Source organism: Legionella qingyii, assembly GCF_003990155.1.
GTDB lineage: Bacteria > Pseudomonadota > Gammaproteobacteria > Legionellales > Legionellaceae > Legionella > Legionella qingyii.
In genome coordinates, this window is sequence record NZ_RZGX01000008.1 from 102,117 (window position 1) to 118,526 (window position 16,410).

Consider the following 16,410-nt stretch of genomic DNA (forward strand, 5'->3'; position numbering starts at 1 on the left):
CAAACATGGTGTTGGTAACATGGTATTGTTCGTTGTTAAATTCTAATTTGATTACAGGGTTGCCTATGTTTGCATAGAAATGTGATAGTTCCAATAGCTAATATGAGATCTGGTGAGCAACCCTATCTATGGTAGAGAGGGCGCTTGCGCAGTATGGTTCCTCATGAATCAACTAATTATTAGATTGCATTAACCCGTTCAGGTAGTGCTTCAATGAATTCTTGTGTTGTAGTTTTTTCATCTTTCCGCAGAGCAAATAGTCGAGGTTGATTATAAATAGGATTATCTTTTTCTTCTGTAAGCACTGCATATATTGCAGAATTATCAGAAAGGGTTGCACGAACTTTATTTTTTAATTGTTCTAGTTGGTCTTTTTTATCATCTGCTACTGTAGTGTTAACCCGGACGGAGTCCAAATGCTTTCGCTCATATTTTTCAATGAGCGACAAAGTATGCTCAACTTTCCATTCTTTTGATGGCTGTTTTGCATCTTTTGCCAATGAAACATTAATCTCCTCTGGAATTCCTAATTGCTTATTCCATGCTTGAGAAAAACTGAGCATCTTCGGTTGAGACTTTTGCACTGCATCGTGCGAAGCTGAGTTCATTTTGCTTGCCAAGTAATCCCAACCGGCAGCAAGAAAATATAAAGGGGAGGCTATAAATTTAAGAAGTTGAGTCGGAATGTCGGTGCCTTGTTCGTGACCTGCTTCAGAGCCCAGACGTTCTTCCAATAATGTTTTCTGTTTATGATTATTAGAACCAATAAAATAGTGGGCGTCTTCAAAACCTTCACTAATAATTGCTACTAATGCAGATATTATTTGAGGGATCCCAGGCATACGATCTGAGGTTAGCGCAACACTCACTAAATGGCCCAAAAAAAGTAAAATACGTAATGGTGCAACCGTTAATTTTAATATAATGCGAAATGGGTTAATCATCTGCAGCCAATTCTCAGTATCCCATACATGGGTGAGCCCCTCGGAAATTGTCTTGTATGCGCGTTGAAATATATTCCCAGTATTACTATCTGTGGCCTCATACACCATTTCCAGTGATTCGGAAGAGTTTTGTATATTAAAAAATATAGCGGACAAGCCAGTGATGATGGGATTAATAAGGCCCATAACGAAACTTGGAATTTTTTTCATCCATTCAAATAAAGGGCGGGCACTGGTTGCTACAGTCCACCAGGTACCCGCAGTACAAACTGTAAGCGCAATAGCTAAACTAACTAAAAATATGGCTATGGAAGCTATAAGCACGTTACGGGCAGTTAAGCCCTGACTCAAATCATTGCTTAGTTTGGTGTACCATTTTTTTATGGTGTCATTGTTGATGAGATCGGTAATCGTATTATACGTCAACATACCATAAGCTGCCCCTGCAATTACCGCCATAGGAACAACGAAAATTGGCCATAAAGCAAAGGGAATAGCGGCTATTAACGGAATCACGCTAAAGGCTTCAACAATGAGATAGGTGCTACCAAGCCCCATAAACGTTGCCGCAAGCAGGCTAAAACCTTTAACAAAATTAAAAGTGGACTTGCGTTGTTCTAATCGCTCTTGCCATTGATTTTGACCATGATTTTTAAGCCAATCTCTTAAGCGTTGCGTATAATGTGATAGTTTTTCCGATTCTTTTGTCTTCGCCGCAAATAATTGTAAAGCGAACCATTTTTCCATATCCGACAATGCTTTTTCTATTTGTTTTTTGCGTTTTCTGCTCTCTTTATCAAGTGGTTTGTTATTGAACTCACTGAGCAGTTTGAGTTGGATTTCATAATCTTTGAAGAACTGAGGACACTCTTCAGAGTTTGTATTTTCCGGGAAATTTTCAAGCAGATACTCTTTAGCTAAATGATTCTCTAGATAATTACTTTTAAATAATTTTTTGAAGGATCCTTTTAGATTTTGTAAATAAACTTCACCTTCATAGGCTACCGAGAGGCCAAAAGCAGCAAATGCTAAATATAAGGCGGGATATAAGGCATACATCCCACTAAAACTTAAAAAACCAAGAATTAAACTAGCGCCTACAGTAAGGGATGCCAGAGCAAGGTAATGAGGAATTTTTTTGAATCGTTTTTTTGTTACTGCCATTTATTTGCTCAATTAATGGATTGGGGTTCAACTGTATCCCAAATGAAAATGATTATCAATAGCGTTAAGTTTAAAAAAAAGACATGTGGTTATTTTTTTAGTGAAGAAAACTTAAATTAAACAGTGGATTCAACTGCCGAATTTAGGTAAAGTGATTTTCGCGATGTAAATATATTTAAAATTTAATTTAACTTAGGAGTAGAAATGCGTTTGAATCAATGGATGACCTATATTGCAGTGGGCTCAGTGTTGGCCAGTGCTAATGTTTTGGCAGCAAATGCCCCTGTTCATGAGCAGTTACAAGTACCTCAATGTCTTGCAGCAAAAATTGCTACTCCTTATGAAGTTTTAGCAGAAAATAAACAATTTAAAATTATTGATATCGCTGCGGCCGATGTAGATGCCCTGACTCATTTGGCAGATGAGACAAATTGTGGTCGTTTTGTGAATGTAAGCCACCATATTATCGGTTCGTTACTGGAAGCAAAAAAACAATCGGCGCAAAGAGTTCTGCAGAAAAAAACAATTAAACCAGTACAATCACAAAGCACGGTTTATGAGATTAAGCACCAGGATGAAGTCAATGCAGCATTGCAGGATGTGACTCCAGCAAATATTTGGAATACTTTGACAAAACTTACTTCATTCCATAACCGCTCCGCCACCAAAGATACAGGCGTCGATGCCGCAAGATGGCTAAAAAAGACTTTTGACGATATGGCTCAAGCAAGCGGTCGCACTGATACAGCAACATTTTTCGTGAAAACAGGCACTTATTATAAGCAACCCTCATTAGTAACGGTTATTGGTAAAGACATCAATGCACCAGGTATCGTAATTGGAGCGCATATGGATACATTGGATGGTCGTATGCCAGGCGCTGGAGATGATGGCAGTGGTTCTGCATCGATTATGGAAATGGCTCGGATTTTGTTGTCCTCTAAAACCACGTTTAAGCGCCCAATCTATATTATTTGGTATGCAGCTGAAGAACGAGGCTTAGTAGGATCTCAATATGTAGTTGAGCATTTTATGGATAATTCAATTCCAGTAAAAGCCGCCATTCAGTTCGATATGACTGGATATCGAGTGGATGCCAACGATCCAACGATGTGGGTCTTTACTGATTATACCAATGAGAATTTAAGTAATTTCGTCGCAGAATTAATCAGCGCTTATGTTCAGGTTCCAGTTGCTTATTCAGAGTGTGGCTATGGTTGTAGCGACCATGCTTCATGGGATGAAGTAGGTATTCCAGCTGCATTCCCATGTGAGTCTAATTTTGAAGATCACAACCCGTACATTCATAGTTCTCAAGATACTATGGATAGATTAAGTCTTGATCATATGACTAATTTCTCTAAATTGGCGTTGGCTTTTGCTATTGAAATGGCATCTGAGTAATTTTTAAATGCCTCTATAAAAATTTATGGAGGCATTATTTTTCATACTGTAAATAGAGGTAATCATGTTGTATCGCGCTGTACTAAGTAAAGTAGGGCTTTCTTTCGGCATATTTTTTTGTTTGATCCTAAGCTGTATGACGTCTACAGCCAATGCTGGAAATATGTTACTTCCTCCTTGGTACACATTACAAACCCGATTAAGCGCTGCGTTAAATGCGGATCCTTGTGTTCATGTCGCTAATTTAACGGGTGAAGGGCGTGATATGGAAATTAAAATTACGGTGTGTAATGAAGATAAAGCTCAGGCATTAGCTTCTTTTGTTAATCGAATTCATGAGTTTGGAGAGCAATTAGTAGTGACGGTTAAAGTTTATTCGTCTGATTCAATTCCTGTTGAAGCAAGTGCTTCAAGCAGTATTAAGGAGTCTGTTGAATTACTTACTCGAGCACTGAAAGGTAATGAATATTTTATAAAAGCAGGAATAGGAATAAGAGGGCATGTTGAATCAGCTTATGCAGTCTTTAAGCCTCAGATTATCCAATATTATTCAGATGATGTTAGTGATTGGTTTCTTAATAGTAATGAAATTGCAGCAAAATTGTTTAGCGACATTTTCAATTTAAATCCTTTTGCTGAAGATGCAATTAAAATATATGCATCTACTGCGATTATTGAAAAATAATGAATCGAAGAATCATTTTATCACTATTTTTGTCTTTAATCGTTTTGCCTCTTTGCGCTGAAAAAGTCGATCAAAAAAAAGACAAAATATCATTCTTTAATAAATTAATAATAAAATTGTGATAGACTATAGAAAATACAGCCAGTTAATTATTTACCCATCTCGCGTTATATATTCGGAACGATCTTATGCCCTTTGTTAAGCCAAAATGTACAATTGGATTATTACTCAGTGCTGCACATCTTGCGTATCGCGTGGTGGGAAAAGACAATGATTTGCGAGATGAGAAGCGTGATGCTTATGTCACTACAGAGCAGTTAGAATGTGATATTGATAAGTCAGGATATCGAATAACTAAGAAAACAAATGCTGATGTAATAAATTCAAATGGATTAACGGCCGTTCGTCTTGAACCAAACGATAATAAATCACCTATTATCATTTCTTTTAGGGGGACAGATTCTATTAGAGATGTGTTTTCTGATATCAATGTACTTTTAACGGGAACAGTAGAAAGAAAATTACAGAAAAAAGCTTTTTCTTTTTTAAAGAAACAAAAAAAGATTTTCCCGGTAGAGAAATAATATTAGTAGGACATTCTCTAGGAGGACACTTAGCTCAACATGTAGGAGCTATAGCTTATGCCGAAGATCCAAACTTGATAACATCAAGAAGCGTACATGTTCGAACGTTTAATACGGCACCTATCGATTCACCTCATGGACGATGGTTGAGTAGTAAACACCCTTCTATTTTGAGTCAATTTTGTAATTATAGACTGGACAAAGACGTAGTCAGCCAAACACCGGTTCAACAATATTATGGAAACACCTTTTCTTTTTGTACCGAAAAAGGTAGATTTGAAGCCCATCCTTTGAGGGCGATGAGAACTGTTCTTCCTGAGTCGGTAAAAAATTTAGAAATAGGGGGAAGCAGTGAAGTGCAAAGGGACTTGAATACCCTAAAAGAAGCAGTTATAGGAATAAAAGAAGCCTATGCAGCCCATATAAGGGGACAATGGTTTTCTAAGCTTCGAATGGGTAGTGAAAATAAAAAAATTATAGATGAGGCATTAGACCAGGTTACAAAGGAATTAAATAAAAATCCGCCCGATTTGGAAACAGCAAAGGTTCTTCTAAAACTTTCTAAGCTTGGTACACATGGATCAACATCGCGCAATTGCCTGAATTGTTTAATAAACGATGTTGATTATGTTCAAAATGAATTTGAGAAACTGCCTAAATGCTCACAAGAGCAATGTGAGGGCGTCCAAGCTAGAGAAGAGTCATGCTCCCCCCGTTTGATGTAAGCTACTATTGATTTATATCTTCCAATTAAACATTGTATGCACATCGCCATTCTTTCGGATGACATTGTGTACAAGTTTTGCGAGAACACCAAAAAAGAACACTTAATTTTCCTGAGCCCTTGTTACGTTGATGTATTATGCAACGGTGGGCAATGATACTCTTCGGTGATCTCATTTTCGGGATTGACTGCTTGCAAAACAATAGGAAATTTCCATAAAGAATAGAGATGTTTTAGTACGTCCGCGGTAGTTTTTCCTAAAGGCACTCTGTTTTGTTGGGTATACCTTAAGGTCATGGAGCGATCACCTTGTACGTCAACAGAGTAAATTTGAATATCGGGTTCCAGATAACCTAAATTATATTGTCGTGACAAGGCTTCTCTTATTCTCTGATACCCTGACTCATTATGAATTGCATTGACGTAAAGATCGGGACTGCGATCATCATCCACAATATGAAATAATTTTAAATCGCGAATCAATTTAGGTGATAGATATTGGGCAATAAAACTTTCGTCTTTGAAATGGCGCATTGCATTATCCAAATTGCTTAACCAATCGGTATTTGCCAAATAAGGAAACCATGCTTTATCCTCTTCGGTAGGATTTTCACAAATCCGCTTGATGTCTTGCATCATATGATATCCCAAAGTATAAGGATTAATGCCACTATAATAAGGGCTGTTATAAGACGGTTGCATAATGACGTTGGTATGGCTTTGCAAGATTTCCAACATAAATTCGTCTGTAACCAAACCTTCATCATAGAGTGCATGTAAAATGGTATAGTGCCAGAAGCAAGCCCATCCTTCATTCATGACCTTGGTTTGGCCTTGAGGATAAAAATATTGGGCCATCTTGCGTACAATACGCACGATTTCTCTCTGCCATGGTTCTAACAAGGGCGCATTTTTTTCGATGAAATACAAAATATTTTCTTGGGGTTCTTCGGGGAAGCGTTTTTTCTTGGCTTGTTCGGTGACTTGTCGGCTCTGAGGTATTGTTCGCCATAATTCATTAACTTGAGATTGCATATAGATTTCGCGATTTTGTTGGCGAATTTTTTCTTCCTGGATGGACAAAGGAGCAGGGTGTTTATACCGATCTACCCCATAGTTCATCAGGGCATGGCAGGCATCCAGGATGGCTTCCACTTCATTGATGCCATAACGTTGTTCGCATTCACTGATGTATTTTTTTGCAAATACTAAATAGTCAATAATGGCATCAGCAGAAGTCCACATTTTAAATAAATAATTGTTTTTAAAAAATGAGTTATGACCATAACAGGCATGAGCAATTACCAAAGCTTGCATAGCCATGGTATTTTCTTCCATCAGATAGGAAATACAAGGATTTGAATTAATGACCAATTCATAAGCCAACCCCATCTGTCCCCGTTTGTAACTTTTTTCAACGCTGACAAAATGTTTGCCATAAGACCAATGGTGATAACCTATAGGCATACCTACGGAAGCATAAGCATCCATCATTTGTTCTGCAGTAATAATTTCTATTTGATTGGGGTAGGTATCTAACTTAAAGTCTTTGGCTATGCGTGCAATTTCACGATCATAGTCTTGTATTAATTCAAAGGTCCATTCTGCCCCCGTGGATAATGGCTTCTTCTTCATGCAGTTTTCCTTTTAAATAGCTCATGAAATACCGGGTAGATGTCTGCTACCGTATCAATATTTTCCATAGCAAAATTAGGATAGCGCTCTTTTACCAGTTGATAGACTTCCCATAGACTTTGATGATGGCGTGGCATGATTTCAATGTAAGCAAAATATTGCAACAAAGGCATAATTTTATCTTGCAATAGCTCCTGACAATAGGGTGAATCGGCATTCCAATTATCTCCATCTGATGCTTGGGCTACATAAATATTCCATGCCTCGGGAGGATATCGCGCATCGATAACGGCACTCAGGAGTTCCAAGGCGCTGGAAACTACAGTACCCCCGGTTTCTCGAGAATAAAAGAATTCTTCTTCATTCACTTCCTTGGCAGAAGTATGGTGCCGGATAAATACTAATTCAATTTTTTCATAATTTTTGGTAAGGAACATATAAAGAAGGATAAAAAAGCGTTTTGCAATGTCTTTTTTCGCTTCGTCCATTGAACCGGATACATCCATAATACAAAACATGACTGCTTGAGTTGATGGTGAAGGGATTCGAACGCGAAAGTTATAGCGCAGATCAATGGTATCAATAAATGGCACGGTTTGTATTTTCTTCTTTAGATATTCAACTCTCTTTTGCAGATTTTTCAAAGCTTCGGTATCTGGAACTGGTTGTGCATGTAGTTGTTCGAGTTCTTCTTCAGCTTCTTTTAATTGTTTTTTATAAGGGGACGCCAAAGCAACTCGACGTCCAGTTGCTTGTTTCATCGAACGAAGAACATTAATATTGTTCGGGATACCGCTGGTTGTTACTCCAGCCCTTACTGTTTTAAAGGTGCTAATGCGCGCCAACTCTTTTTTAACTAAATCAGGTAATTCCAGATCTTCAAAGTACAGATCCAGGAATTCTTCCCGAGATAATTCAAAAACAAAATTATCTTCACCTTCGCCACTATCACTGGCTTCAGAACCATCACCACCACTACCAGAACTGCCATTGGGCCTTCTTATTCTATCGCCGGTTATAAAATTATCATTGCCTGGTAATACACGTTCTATGTGTCCACCTTGGCCTCGGTGAAACACTGGCTCAGAAATGTCTTTGGCTGGAATGGTGATTTGTTCGCCTTGATCAATTTCGGTAATACTTCGCTTGCCTACAGCATCAGAGACAGCACGTTTGATCTGATTTTTATAGCGGCGAAGAAAGCGTTGGCGATTAACCGTACTTTTTTTTCCCGCATTTTGTCGTCTATCAATTAATTGCGACATAATTTAGCCCCACATAAAATATTTCTGCACCTATTTGTAGTTTGGGCGGAGGCAAAAGCCTTAGCTCAAAGACACGTTGATTATAGGTCTTGAGCTACAGCGTCGCGTTTGCTCAAACTACAAAATATCCAGTATTAGCTTTCTCTCATAGGTGCGAGAGAACCGTTTTTATTATTGTGACTTACGTACTCGCAAATACCATTCGCAAAGCAAGCGTACTTGTTTGCGTGTATAACCTTTATCGATCATTCGAGAAATGAACTCTTCATGTTTTTTCTTGTCATCTTCAGATGCTTTAGCATTGAAAGAAATAACAGGTAACAAATCTTCCGTATTGGTGAACATTTTTTTCTCAATCACGGATCTTAATTTTTCATAACTGTTCCACACAGGATTTTTGCCACGATTATTAGCTCGAGCGCGTAAAACAAAATTCACCACTTCATTACGAAAATCTTTTGGATTTGATATCCCTGCGGGCTTTTCTATTTTTTCCAGTTCTTGGTTTAATAAAGCACGGTCAAAAATTTCACCGGTATCTGGATCTCGATAATCCTGGTCTTGAATCCAGAAATCAGCATAAGTTATGTAGCGGTCAAAAATATTTTGACCATACTCAGAATAGGATTCCAAGTAAGCGGTTTGAATTTCCTTGCCAATAAACTCAACATACTTGGGCGCCAAATATTCTTTAATAAAGGCCAAGTACGATTCTTGTACTTCTTGTGGAAATTGTTCTTGTTCAATCTGACGTTCCAGAACGTACATTAAGTGTACGGGGTTTGCGGCGACTTCACTATGATCAAAATTAAACACTTTGGAAAGAATTTTGAAAGCAAAGCGGGTTGATACGCCACTCATTCCTTCATCAACACCGGCGAAGTCACGATATTCCTGATATGATTTTGCTTTGGGGTCGGTGTCTTTTAAACTCTCACCATTGTACACCCGCATTTTGGAATAAATGCTGGAGTTTTGTGGCTCTTTTAAACGGGTTAAGACTGAAAATTGCGCCAGCATGTCCAAAGTACCCGGGGCGCATTGCGCATGAGTCAGAGAGCTGTTATCAATGAGTTTTTGATAAATTCTAGTTTCTTCAGAAACACGGAGGCAATAAGGCACTTTGACAATGTTGATACGGTCTATAAACGCTTCATTATTTTTATTGTTTCTAAATGATTGCCATTCTGATTCATTTGAATGCGCTAAAATAATTCCTTCAAATGGAATGGAAGATAATCCTTCAGTCGCATTGTAATTGCCTTCCTGAGTAGCAGTTAATAAGGGGTGTAGCACCTTGATTGGCGCTTTAAACATTTCAACAAACTCTAAAAGACCGCGGTTTGCTCGGCATAGGCCACCAGAATAACTGTATGCGTCTGGATCATCTTGAGAAAATTCTTCCAGTTTACGAATATCAACTTTACCAACTAATGAGGAAATATCCTGATTGTTTTCATCGCCTGGTTCTGTCTTGGCAACGGCAATCTGTTTTAAACGTGAAGGTCTGACTTTAACTACTCTAAATTTACTGATATCGCCATTATATTCATGTAATCGTTTGACCGCCCATGGTGACATTAAGTAACGCAAGTATCGGGACGGGATCCCGAAACGCTCTTGAAGTAACTCAGCATCTTCAACCGGATTAAATAAGGACAGAGGAGATTCAAAGACAGGCGAACCTTTGATGGCATAAAATGGTGTTTTTTCCATCAAGTCTTTTAATTTTTCAGCAATAGAAGATTTCCCCCCACCAACAGGTCCCAAGAGATAAAGTACTTGTTTGGTTTCTTCCAAGCCTTGGGCTGCATGCTTAAGAAAACCAACAATTTGCTCAATGGGCTCTTCCATGCCATAAAAATCTTGAAATACAGTATAACGAGGAATGATTTTATTGGAAAAAATTCTGGATAAAACAGGATCATGGCGCGTGTCGATCATCTCTGGTTCGCCTATAGCCATTAATAAGCGTTCTGCTGGATTGGCATAGGCAGACGGATCATTTTTACACAACTCCAGGTATTCCTCCAAACTCATCTCTTCTTCTTTGTTATCTACAAAGCGTTTGGTATAACCGGTTAAAAAGTCTTGAGTATTCATGTGCCATCCCCTTTTATCCTTAATATAAGGATATATAGTGTTACTTTACATTTATTGCATTTTACTGGTAAATGCAATAAATGAATTTTCAGCTAACTTCGTTCCATTTATAAAGATTGACCTAAGAAGTTACCCCTTTATAATCATTATAGGCTAAACTAGAAAAATTGTTATATAACTCAATAAACTTAATCGCATTTTGCATAGGATGTAATGATCATGCCTAACACAACCGTTTTTTTAAAAAACTACCAGCCCCCTTTTTTTACAGTGGAGACTGTGAATTTAAATTTTGACTTGTATGATGATCACGCATTGGTCCATAGTGAACTCAAATTAATCCGTCAACATAAAGGTCCTTTGCACTTATATGGAGATGAGTTGGAATTGATTAGCGTGCATATGAATGGCCAAAAGCTGGAACCATCGGCTTATACTGTGCGCGATGATGGGTTAATTATCGAAAATTGCCCTGATGAACTTATATTGAATATAGTAACGCGTATTTACCCGCAAAATAACACGCAATTATCCGGACTTTATCGCTCGAATCATCTATTTTGTACGCAATGCGAGGCAGAAGGTTTCCGACGCATCACTTATTTCCTTGACCGGCCGGATGTTTTAGCCACTTATACTACGCGTATCTCTGCAGATAAAAAGCAATATCCTATCCTATTATCCAATGGAAATTTGATCGAATCCGGTTCGACTATGGATGGACGTCATTGGGTGGTTTGGAATGATCCTTTTAAAAAACCATCGTATTTATTTGCTTTAGTTGCCGGGGATTTAGCTTGTGTTCACGATCAGTTTGTTACGTGTTCTGGTCGAACTATTGATTTGCGTATTTATGTTGAGCCAGGAAATGAAGATAAATGTGCTCATGCAATGGAGTCTTTGAAAAAATCTATGCGCTGGGATGAAGAAGTCTATGGTCGTGAATATGACCTTGATATTTTTATGATCGTAGCGGTTAGTGACTTCAATATGGGGGCGATGGAGAATAAGGGATTAAATATTTTTAACTCCAAATACATTCTTGCTCGCCCTGATACTGCAACGGATCAAGATTTTGCGGATGTCGAAGGTGTGGTTGCCCATGAATATTTTCATAATTGGACCGGTAATCGAGTTACTTGCCGTGACTGGTTTCAGTTAAGTTTGAAAGAAGGACTAACAGTTTTTCGGGATCAGGAATTCTCTCGGGATATGAACTCACGAGACGTGAATCGCATTATGGATGTCAGAATATTGCGAAGCGCTCAATTTCCAGAAGATGCAGGAGCAATGGCACACCCGGTGCGACCTGAGTCGTATCAGGAAATAAACAATTTTTATACTGCAACGGTTTACAATAAAGGTGCTGAAGTAATCCGCATGCAGCATACGCTGCTTGGCAAGGAAGGCTTTCGACGTGGCATGGATTTATATTTTAAACGTCATGATGGTCAGGCGGTCACTATTGATGATTTTGTTGCTGCAATGGAAGATGCCAATGATATTGATTTGACTCAATTTAAACGATGGTATAGCCAGGCAGGAACTCCGGAAGTAACAGTTACCAGTGAGTATGTGAAAGGGCAATTGACCTTAAAAATGAAACAAAGTTGTCCTGCAACTCCTGAATGCCATGATAAAAAACCATTCCATATCCCCATTCAAGTTGCCTTATTTGACTCTAATGGGCATCAAATGCCAGTTGAGCGGGACATTTTGGAGTTAAAGGATGTGGAGCAGAGTTTTACCTTTACTGGTTTGAGCGAAAAACCGGTCATTTCATTATTACGTGAGTTCTCGGCCCCTATTAAATTGAAACACGATTTGAGTCAGGACGAGTTGCTCTTTCTATTGCGACATGAGGTAGATGGCTATGCTAAATGGGATGCTGCCCAAAACCTCATTCTGAACTGTATTAAGGAATGCTTGCATGAACCATCGAGCAAATGGCAAATTCCGTCTGATTTAATTTCTGCTTTGCAACATGTATTGCTTGATGAGTCATTGGATGCCGATCTTCGTGCAGAATTATTAACTCCTCCAGGATTTGAGGATATTGCTACGCGATTAGAATGTGTGGATGTGAGTGCTGTAGAAAACGTCCGTGATTTTTTCCACCAACAATTAGGTTGGTATTTGTATGAAGCGGCCCAATCATTGTATCAAAAGTTGTGGGAAATTGAAGATCACCGTATGAATGGCCCTGCTTATGGACGTAGAAAATTACGCAATGTCTGCCTTTGGCTGATGATGAAAGCTAAGGAAGCTTCAACATTAGACATATGCCAACAGCAATTTATAGCTGCACAAACTATGACTGATCAAATTGCCAGTTTTTCATTATTAGTTAATTGCACGAATCAAGGGTTACGCGAACAAGCAATTGATGATTTTTATAAGCAATGGTCCAAAGATGATTTGGTTTTAGATAAGTGGTTTACTATTCAGGCGACTTGTGAGTTACCGGAAACTTTAACCCATGTAAAAGTGTTATTAAAACATCCTGCGTTTTGTATTAAGAACCCTAATAAAGTTCGAGCCTTGATTGGTGCATTTTGTATGGGAAATCCGCGTAATTTTCATGCCTTGGATGGAAGTGGCTATTCCTTCTTAGCTGAAATGTTAGTGACCCTGGACAAAATTAACCCACAAATTGCAGCACGGTTGGCTAATCCGTTTACTCGCTGGATGCGCTATGATAAAACCAGGCAGGCTTTGATGCGAAATCAATTAGAACAGTTGGATAAGTTGGAATTATCACGCGATTTGGCTGAAGTAGTTTCTAAAAGTTTGATGGTGAGTTAACGAGTTTTTTTTAGTCTGGGTTAGGCGAGGCCATAACCCAGGCTATAATGCGACTTTAGTATTTTCAGCGGGAATTGAGTTCAAATCATTACAAAAATTAGTAGGATTTAACGTGTAATACAGGCCTAAACCTACTTCACATAAAAAAATAAACAAAACAAGTGCACCAAACAAAACATAAAGAATTTGTTTATTTTTTCTCTTTTTTTCATGTATCTTATTGAGAATGGTTTCATTGCTGTGTAGCAAACGGTCGCTAATTATTTTTATGACTGACGCTACAATTGCACCATGGCACTGATGCTTTTCCAAAGCATGTAATTTGCTTATAGATGTTTGCAGTACAACGGTTGTCTCAATTGCAATTACAGTCAGGGCGCAGGTGCGGTTTTGTATAACTCTCATTTCATCAATTGTTTCCCCTGTGGTCAGAGTTCCTATCAATTCAGGAGTAGACGTTTTATTTTCTTTTTTATAAAGTCCGACAGTTCCAGAAACAATAATGAAAAAGTCATCATTTAGCTCTCCTTCTTTAAGCAAAATATGGCCTTTTCCAAAAGTAGACCTTGATGAGATCTCGATGAATGCTTGATAGTTTTCATCAGATAAATGATTTAATAGCGGACAGTTTTTTAAAATATGTTGTTCATTTTCGGAAAAGTCGCCCATTGAATTTTCCTTAACTCAACAAGAGTATCTTATTATGCTTCTTTGTTTTTCAGTATCATTGGGAGATATTGATAGACAAAAAAGCTCAGTTAATTTAATTATTTGTAGAGAGAAGAGGTTTTTTCAAGAAAAATCAATTTTTGAACTATTTTATTGGAAATACGGCTGGCTACTTGATAATTTGCCAGCTCAAAGTTGATTGATAAGCTTTTTGCTGTCAACGTATTGGCAATAAGGTAACAATTCACCAGAGTAGGAGCATATAATGAGTCAGCGTTTTGCAGTTATTGGTAATCCCATAGCGCATAGTTTATCTCCGATAATTCATCAGTATTTTGCCAAACAAGTGAAAGTGCAACTGACTTATGAAAAAATTAAGGCCGATGATTCAACTTTTGAGCAACAAGTATCTGATTTTTTTACTCTGGATGGCAAGGGGCTTAATGTTACTTTGCCATTCAAACAGAGAGCTTTTGCGATGGCACAACAATGTAGCTTACGCTGTACAAAAGCTGGAGCGGCGAATACATTGTGGATGGAAGCAAATCAATTGCATGCGGACAATACCGATGGTGTTGGATTTATTCGTGATTTGCATCGGTATATCGCTGTGGAAAACAAGAGGGTATTAATATTAGGAGCTGGAGGGGCTGCTCGTGGAATAGTTTATCCTATACTGGAACATCATCCTGCGGAGCTTGTCATCGCTAATCGAACTTTAGCTAAAGCGGAGGAGTTCCAGCGTGCTTTCCCGCAAACAAAATGTTTGAGTCTTCATGAGGTTGAAGGACCGTTTGAATTGGTGATTAATGCAACTTCTGCCAGTTTGGCAGGCGAGTTTGTAGCGTTACCTGCAGAATGTATGTCAGCAAAACCATTTTGTTATGATCTGTCTTATAAGCAAAATGATATTACGGCTTTTGTTCAATATGCACGAGGATTAGGTTGTGAGGCAGTGGATGGTTTAGGCATGTTGGTTGAACAAGCTGCTGAGTCCTTTTTTATCTGGCACGGAATTATGCCGGAAACTGAAGAGGTTCTGACATTATTACGTACATCAATGTAGCCTGCGAAGGTAAAGCCCTAACCCGGGTGTTGCAGAGCTGAACCCGAGTTAAACATTGTTTTATGGCGCGATTACTCAAAAAAAGCCATAACTTCTTTGGCGTTATTGATGGTGTCTTGAAAACCTAGCTCAAGCAATTCACGCGTGTAGTCTCGTTCAAAAAGAACAAAACTTAAAAGATCTCCAGAATGTTTTTTCTCTCCTAAAATATTGAGGAGGTAGCGGAGCAAAGTGGGTAGGGCTTTAAAATGTATTTGAGCTAAAGGAGCTAAGTCTTTGCTAGGACGTAAATGCAAAGTAGTAATGGGGCGCCATGGAGAGCGACGTTTTTTCCACATTGACAGCAACATCGCTATTTCATTCATTCGATTGACCATTTCAATATCACGATCAAGATTGTCTAAAAACAGAGCATTTAACATGTTCCCAAAAATATGAGAAAAAGGAATGTCATCATGATTACGTAACGTTTCCTGCTCAACAAATGTAGGTAGTGCTCGGGTTCCTACAATTAGAATTTTGTCGACTTCAAAACGAATAGATCCGCGAAGCGGCGCAGCCAGACCCACACTACCGTCACCATAATGAAAGCCATCAAGTAATACTGTTGGAAAAAATAAAGGCAGGGCACTGGATGCTAAGATATGCTCTGCCTGGAAACTAACACGCTTGCTGCCGTGTCGCGGGTAATTCCAGTCCATAAATTCAGGATTATTGTGCTCGTAAAAAGAAATAGTCTGGCGAGTTTCGTAGCAATTGCTGATTATTTCTAGAGTCTCGAGATAGCCCCCACTTATATTTTGTGCAATTTTATTAAAATCAAGGCCATCTGCTATCATTTCTCTAAGTGGCGTAGTATCAAGTAAATGAGCCGCTTGCCGTTGCTTAATCATCATTGTGCTCATGTTGCGCATTACTGATTTACTTAATGCAAGGTTACTGGCTTTATAGACTTGTTGGCAATGAATTTCACTCCAAATAGTCTCCAGCTTATCAAGCGCCGTGGGAAAGTCATCGGCATTTTCCGCAAGCACCGCTGCATTCATACTTCCCACACTTACGCCGCTGACCATTTCGAAAGGTAATGTTTTAACTTGTAATATGTGGCCAATTGCTTTTAAAACTCCGGCTTGATAAGCGCCTCGAGCACCACCACCTGCCAAGTAAAGGGCTTTTTTAGACATAATGATTTTTTTTATCGCATTGATTTGGTCTCTATGAAGAAATATAGTTGAGTTTATACTCGATTAGCAAGTTCTCGTTTATATTGGAAAAAAATTACTTTATTTTCGCGCATCTGTTTTTTTAGTCTATCGCTCATTGCAAAAAATTAAAAACTCCTTTAACTTAAAAACTTACCCT

The 16,410-nt window shown here is 38.5% G+C and carries 12 protein-coding genes; 6 read left to right on the forward strand and 6 right to left on the reverse strand.

The genetic code is table 11. From position 1 onward, the window contains the following. Nucleotides 1-179 precede the first annotated feature (179 nt). A complete protein-coding gene (locus ELY20_RS07480) occupies nt 180-2,108 on the reverse strand; it encodes a hypothetical protein (RefSeq protein ID WP_110142003.1) in 1,929 nt (642 codons plus the stop codon). Nucleotides 2,109-2,312: 204 nt separating this feature from the next. On the opposite strand from ELY20_RS07480, the gene lapA reads away from it, so the two are divergent. From lapA to ELY20_RS07500, 4 genes are all read left to right on the forward strand, one after another. After that, a complete protein-coding gene (gene lapA / locus ELY20_RS07485; RefSeq protein ID WP_110142004.1) occupies nt 2,313-3,512 on the forward strand; it encodes an aminopeptidase LapA in 1,200 nt (399 codons plus the stop codon). A 64-nt stretch (nt 3,513-3,576) separates the two neighbouring features. Further along, nucleotides 3,577-4,197, forward strand: coding sequence for a group-specific protein (locus ELY20_RS07490; RefSeq protein ID WP_110142005.1), 621 nt, complete (start codon nt 3,577-3,579; stop codon nt 4,195-4,197). A gap of 188 nt (nt 4,198-4,385) precedes the next feature. Beyond that, the gene (locus ELY20_RS07495; RefSeq protein ID WP_110142006.1) at nt 4,386-4,781 is read left to right on the forward strand and encodes an alpha/beta hydrolase family protein; all 396 of its coding nucleotides are present in this window, start codon (nt 4,386-4,388) and stop codon (nt 4,779-4,781) included. After that, on the forward strand, nt 4,781-5,506 hold the full coding sequence (locus tag ELY20_RS07500) for a hypothetical protein (RefSeq protein ID WP_233590522.1): 726 nt from the start codon (nt 4,781-4,783) through the stop codon (nt 5,504-5,506). Before ELY20_RS07495 ends, ELY20_RS07500 begins: the two co-directional genes overlap by 1 nt. 122 nt (nt 5,507-5,628) lie before the next feature. Here ELY20_RS07500 and ELY20_RS07505 read toward each other — a convergent pair whose 3' ends face one another. The 3 genes from ELY20_RS07505 to ELY20_RS07515 all read right to left on the reverse strand — a co-directional run bounded on the left by ELY20_RS07505 (nt 5,629) and on the right by ELY20_RS07515 (nt 10,508). Next, entirely contained in the window at nt 5,629-7,140 is a 1,512-nt protein-coding gene (locus tag ELY20_RS07505) for a SpoVR family protein (RefSeq protein ID WP_110142008.1), read from the reverse strand. Next, entirely contained in the window at nt 7,137-8,405 is a 1,269-nt protein-coding gene (locus tag ELY20_RS07510; RefSeq protein WP_110142009.1) for a YeaH/YhbH family protein, read from the reverse strand. The genes ELY20_RS07505 and ELY20_RS07510 overlap by 4 nt, the downstream gene beginning before the upstream one ends. Nucleotides 8,406-8,576: 171 nt before the next feature. Then, complete coding sequence (locus ELY20_RS07515; RefSeq protein WP_110142010.1) at nt 8,577-10,508, reverse strand: PrkA family serine protein kinase; 1,932 nt, start codon at nt 10,506-10,508, stop codon at nt 8,577-8,579. 219 nt (nt 10,509-10,727) lie between these two features. On the opposite strand from ELY20_RS07515, the gene pepN reads away from it, so the two are divergent. After that, on the forward strand, nt 10,728-13,313 hold the full coding sequence (gene pepN / locus ELY20_RS07520) for an aminopeptidase N (protein ID WP_165831583.1): 2,586 nt from the start codon (nt 10,728-10,730) through the stop codon (nt 13,311-13,313). Nucleotides 13,314-13,355: 42 nt separating this feature from the next. On the opposite strand, the gene ELY20_RS07525 is transcribed toward pepN, so the two are convergent. Continuing rightward, nucleotides 13,356-13,982, reverse strand: a complete 627-nt coding sequence (locus ELY20_RS07525; RefSeq protein ID WP_110142012.1) for a Crp/Fnr family transcriptional regulator — start codon at nt 13,980-13,982, stop codon at nt 13,356-13,358. Nucleotides 13,983-14,247: 265 nt separating this feature from the next. Here ELY20_RS07525 and aroE point away from each other — a divergent pair, with 265 nt between their 5' ends. Continuing rightward, complete coding sequence (aroE, locus tag ELY20_RS07530; RefSeq protein WP_110142013.1) at nt 14,248-15,048, forward strand: shikimate dehydrogenase; 801 nt, start codon at nt 14,248-14,250, stop codon at nt 15,046-15,048. A 71-nt stretch (nt 15,049-15,119) separates the two neighbouring features. Here the strand turns inward: aroE and ELY20_RS07535 are convergent, their stop codons facing one another. Beyond that, nucleotides 15,120-16,232: a patatin-like phospholipase family protein gene (locus tag ELY20_RS07535; RefSeq protein ID WP_110142014.1), complete on the reverse strand. Its 1,113-nt coding sequence runs from the start codon at nt 16,230-16,232 to the stop codon at nt 15,120-15,122. Nucleotides 16,233-16,410: the final 178 nt, after the last annotated feature.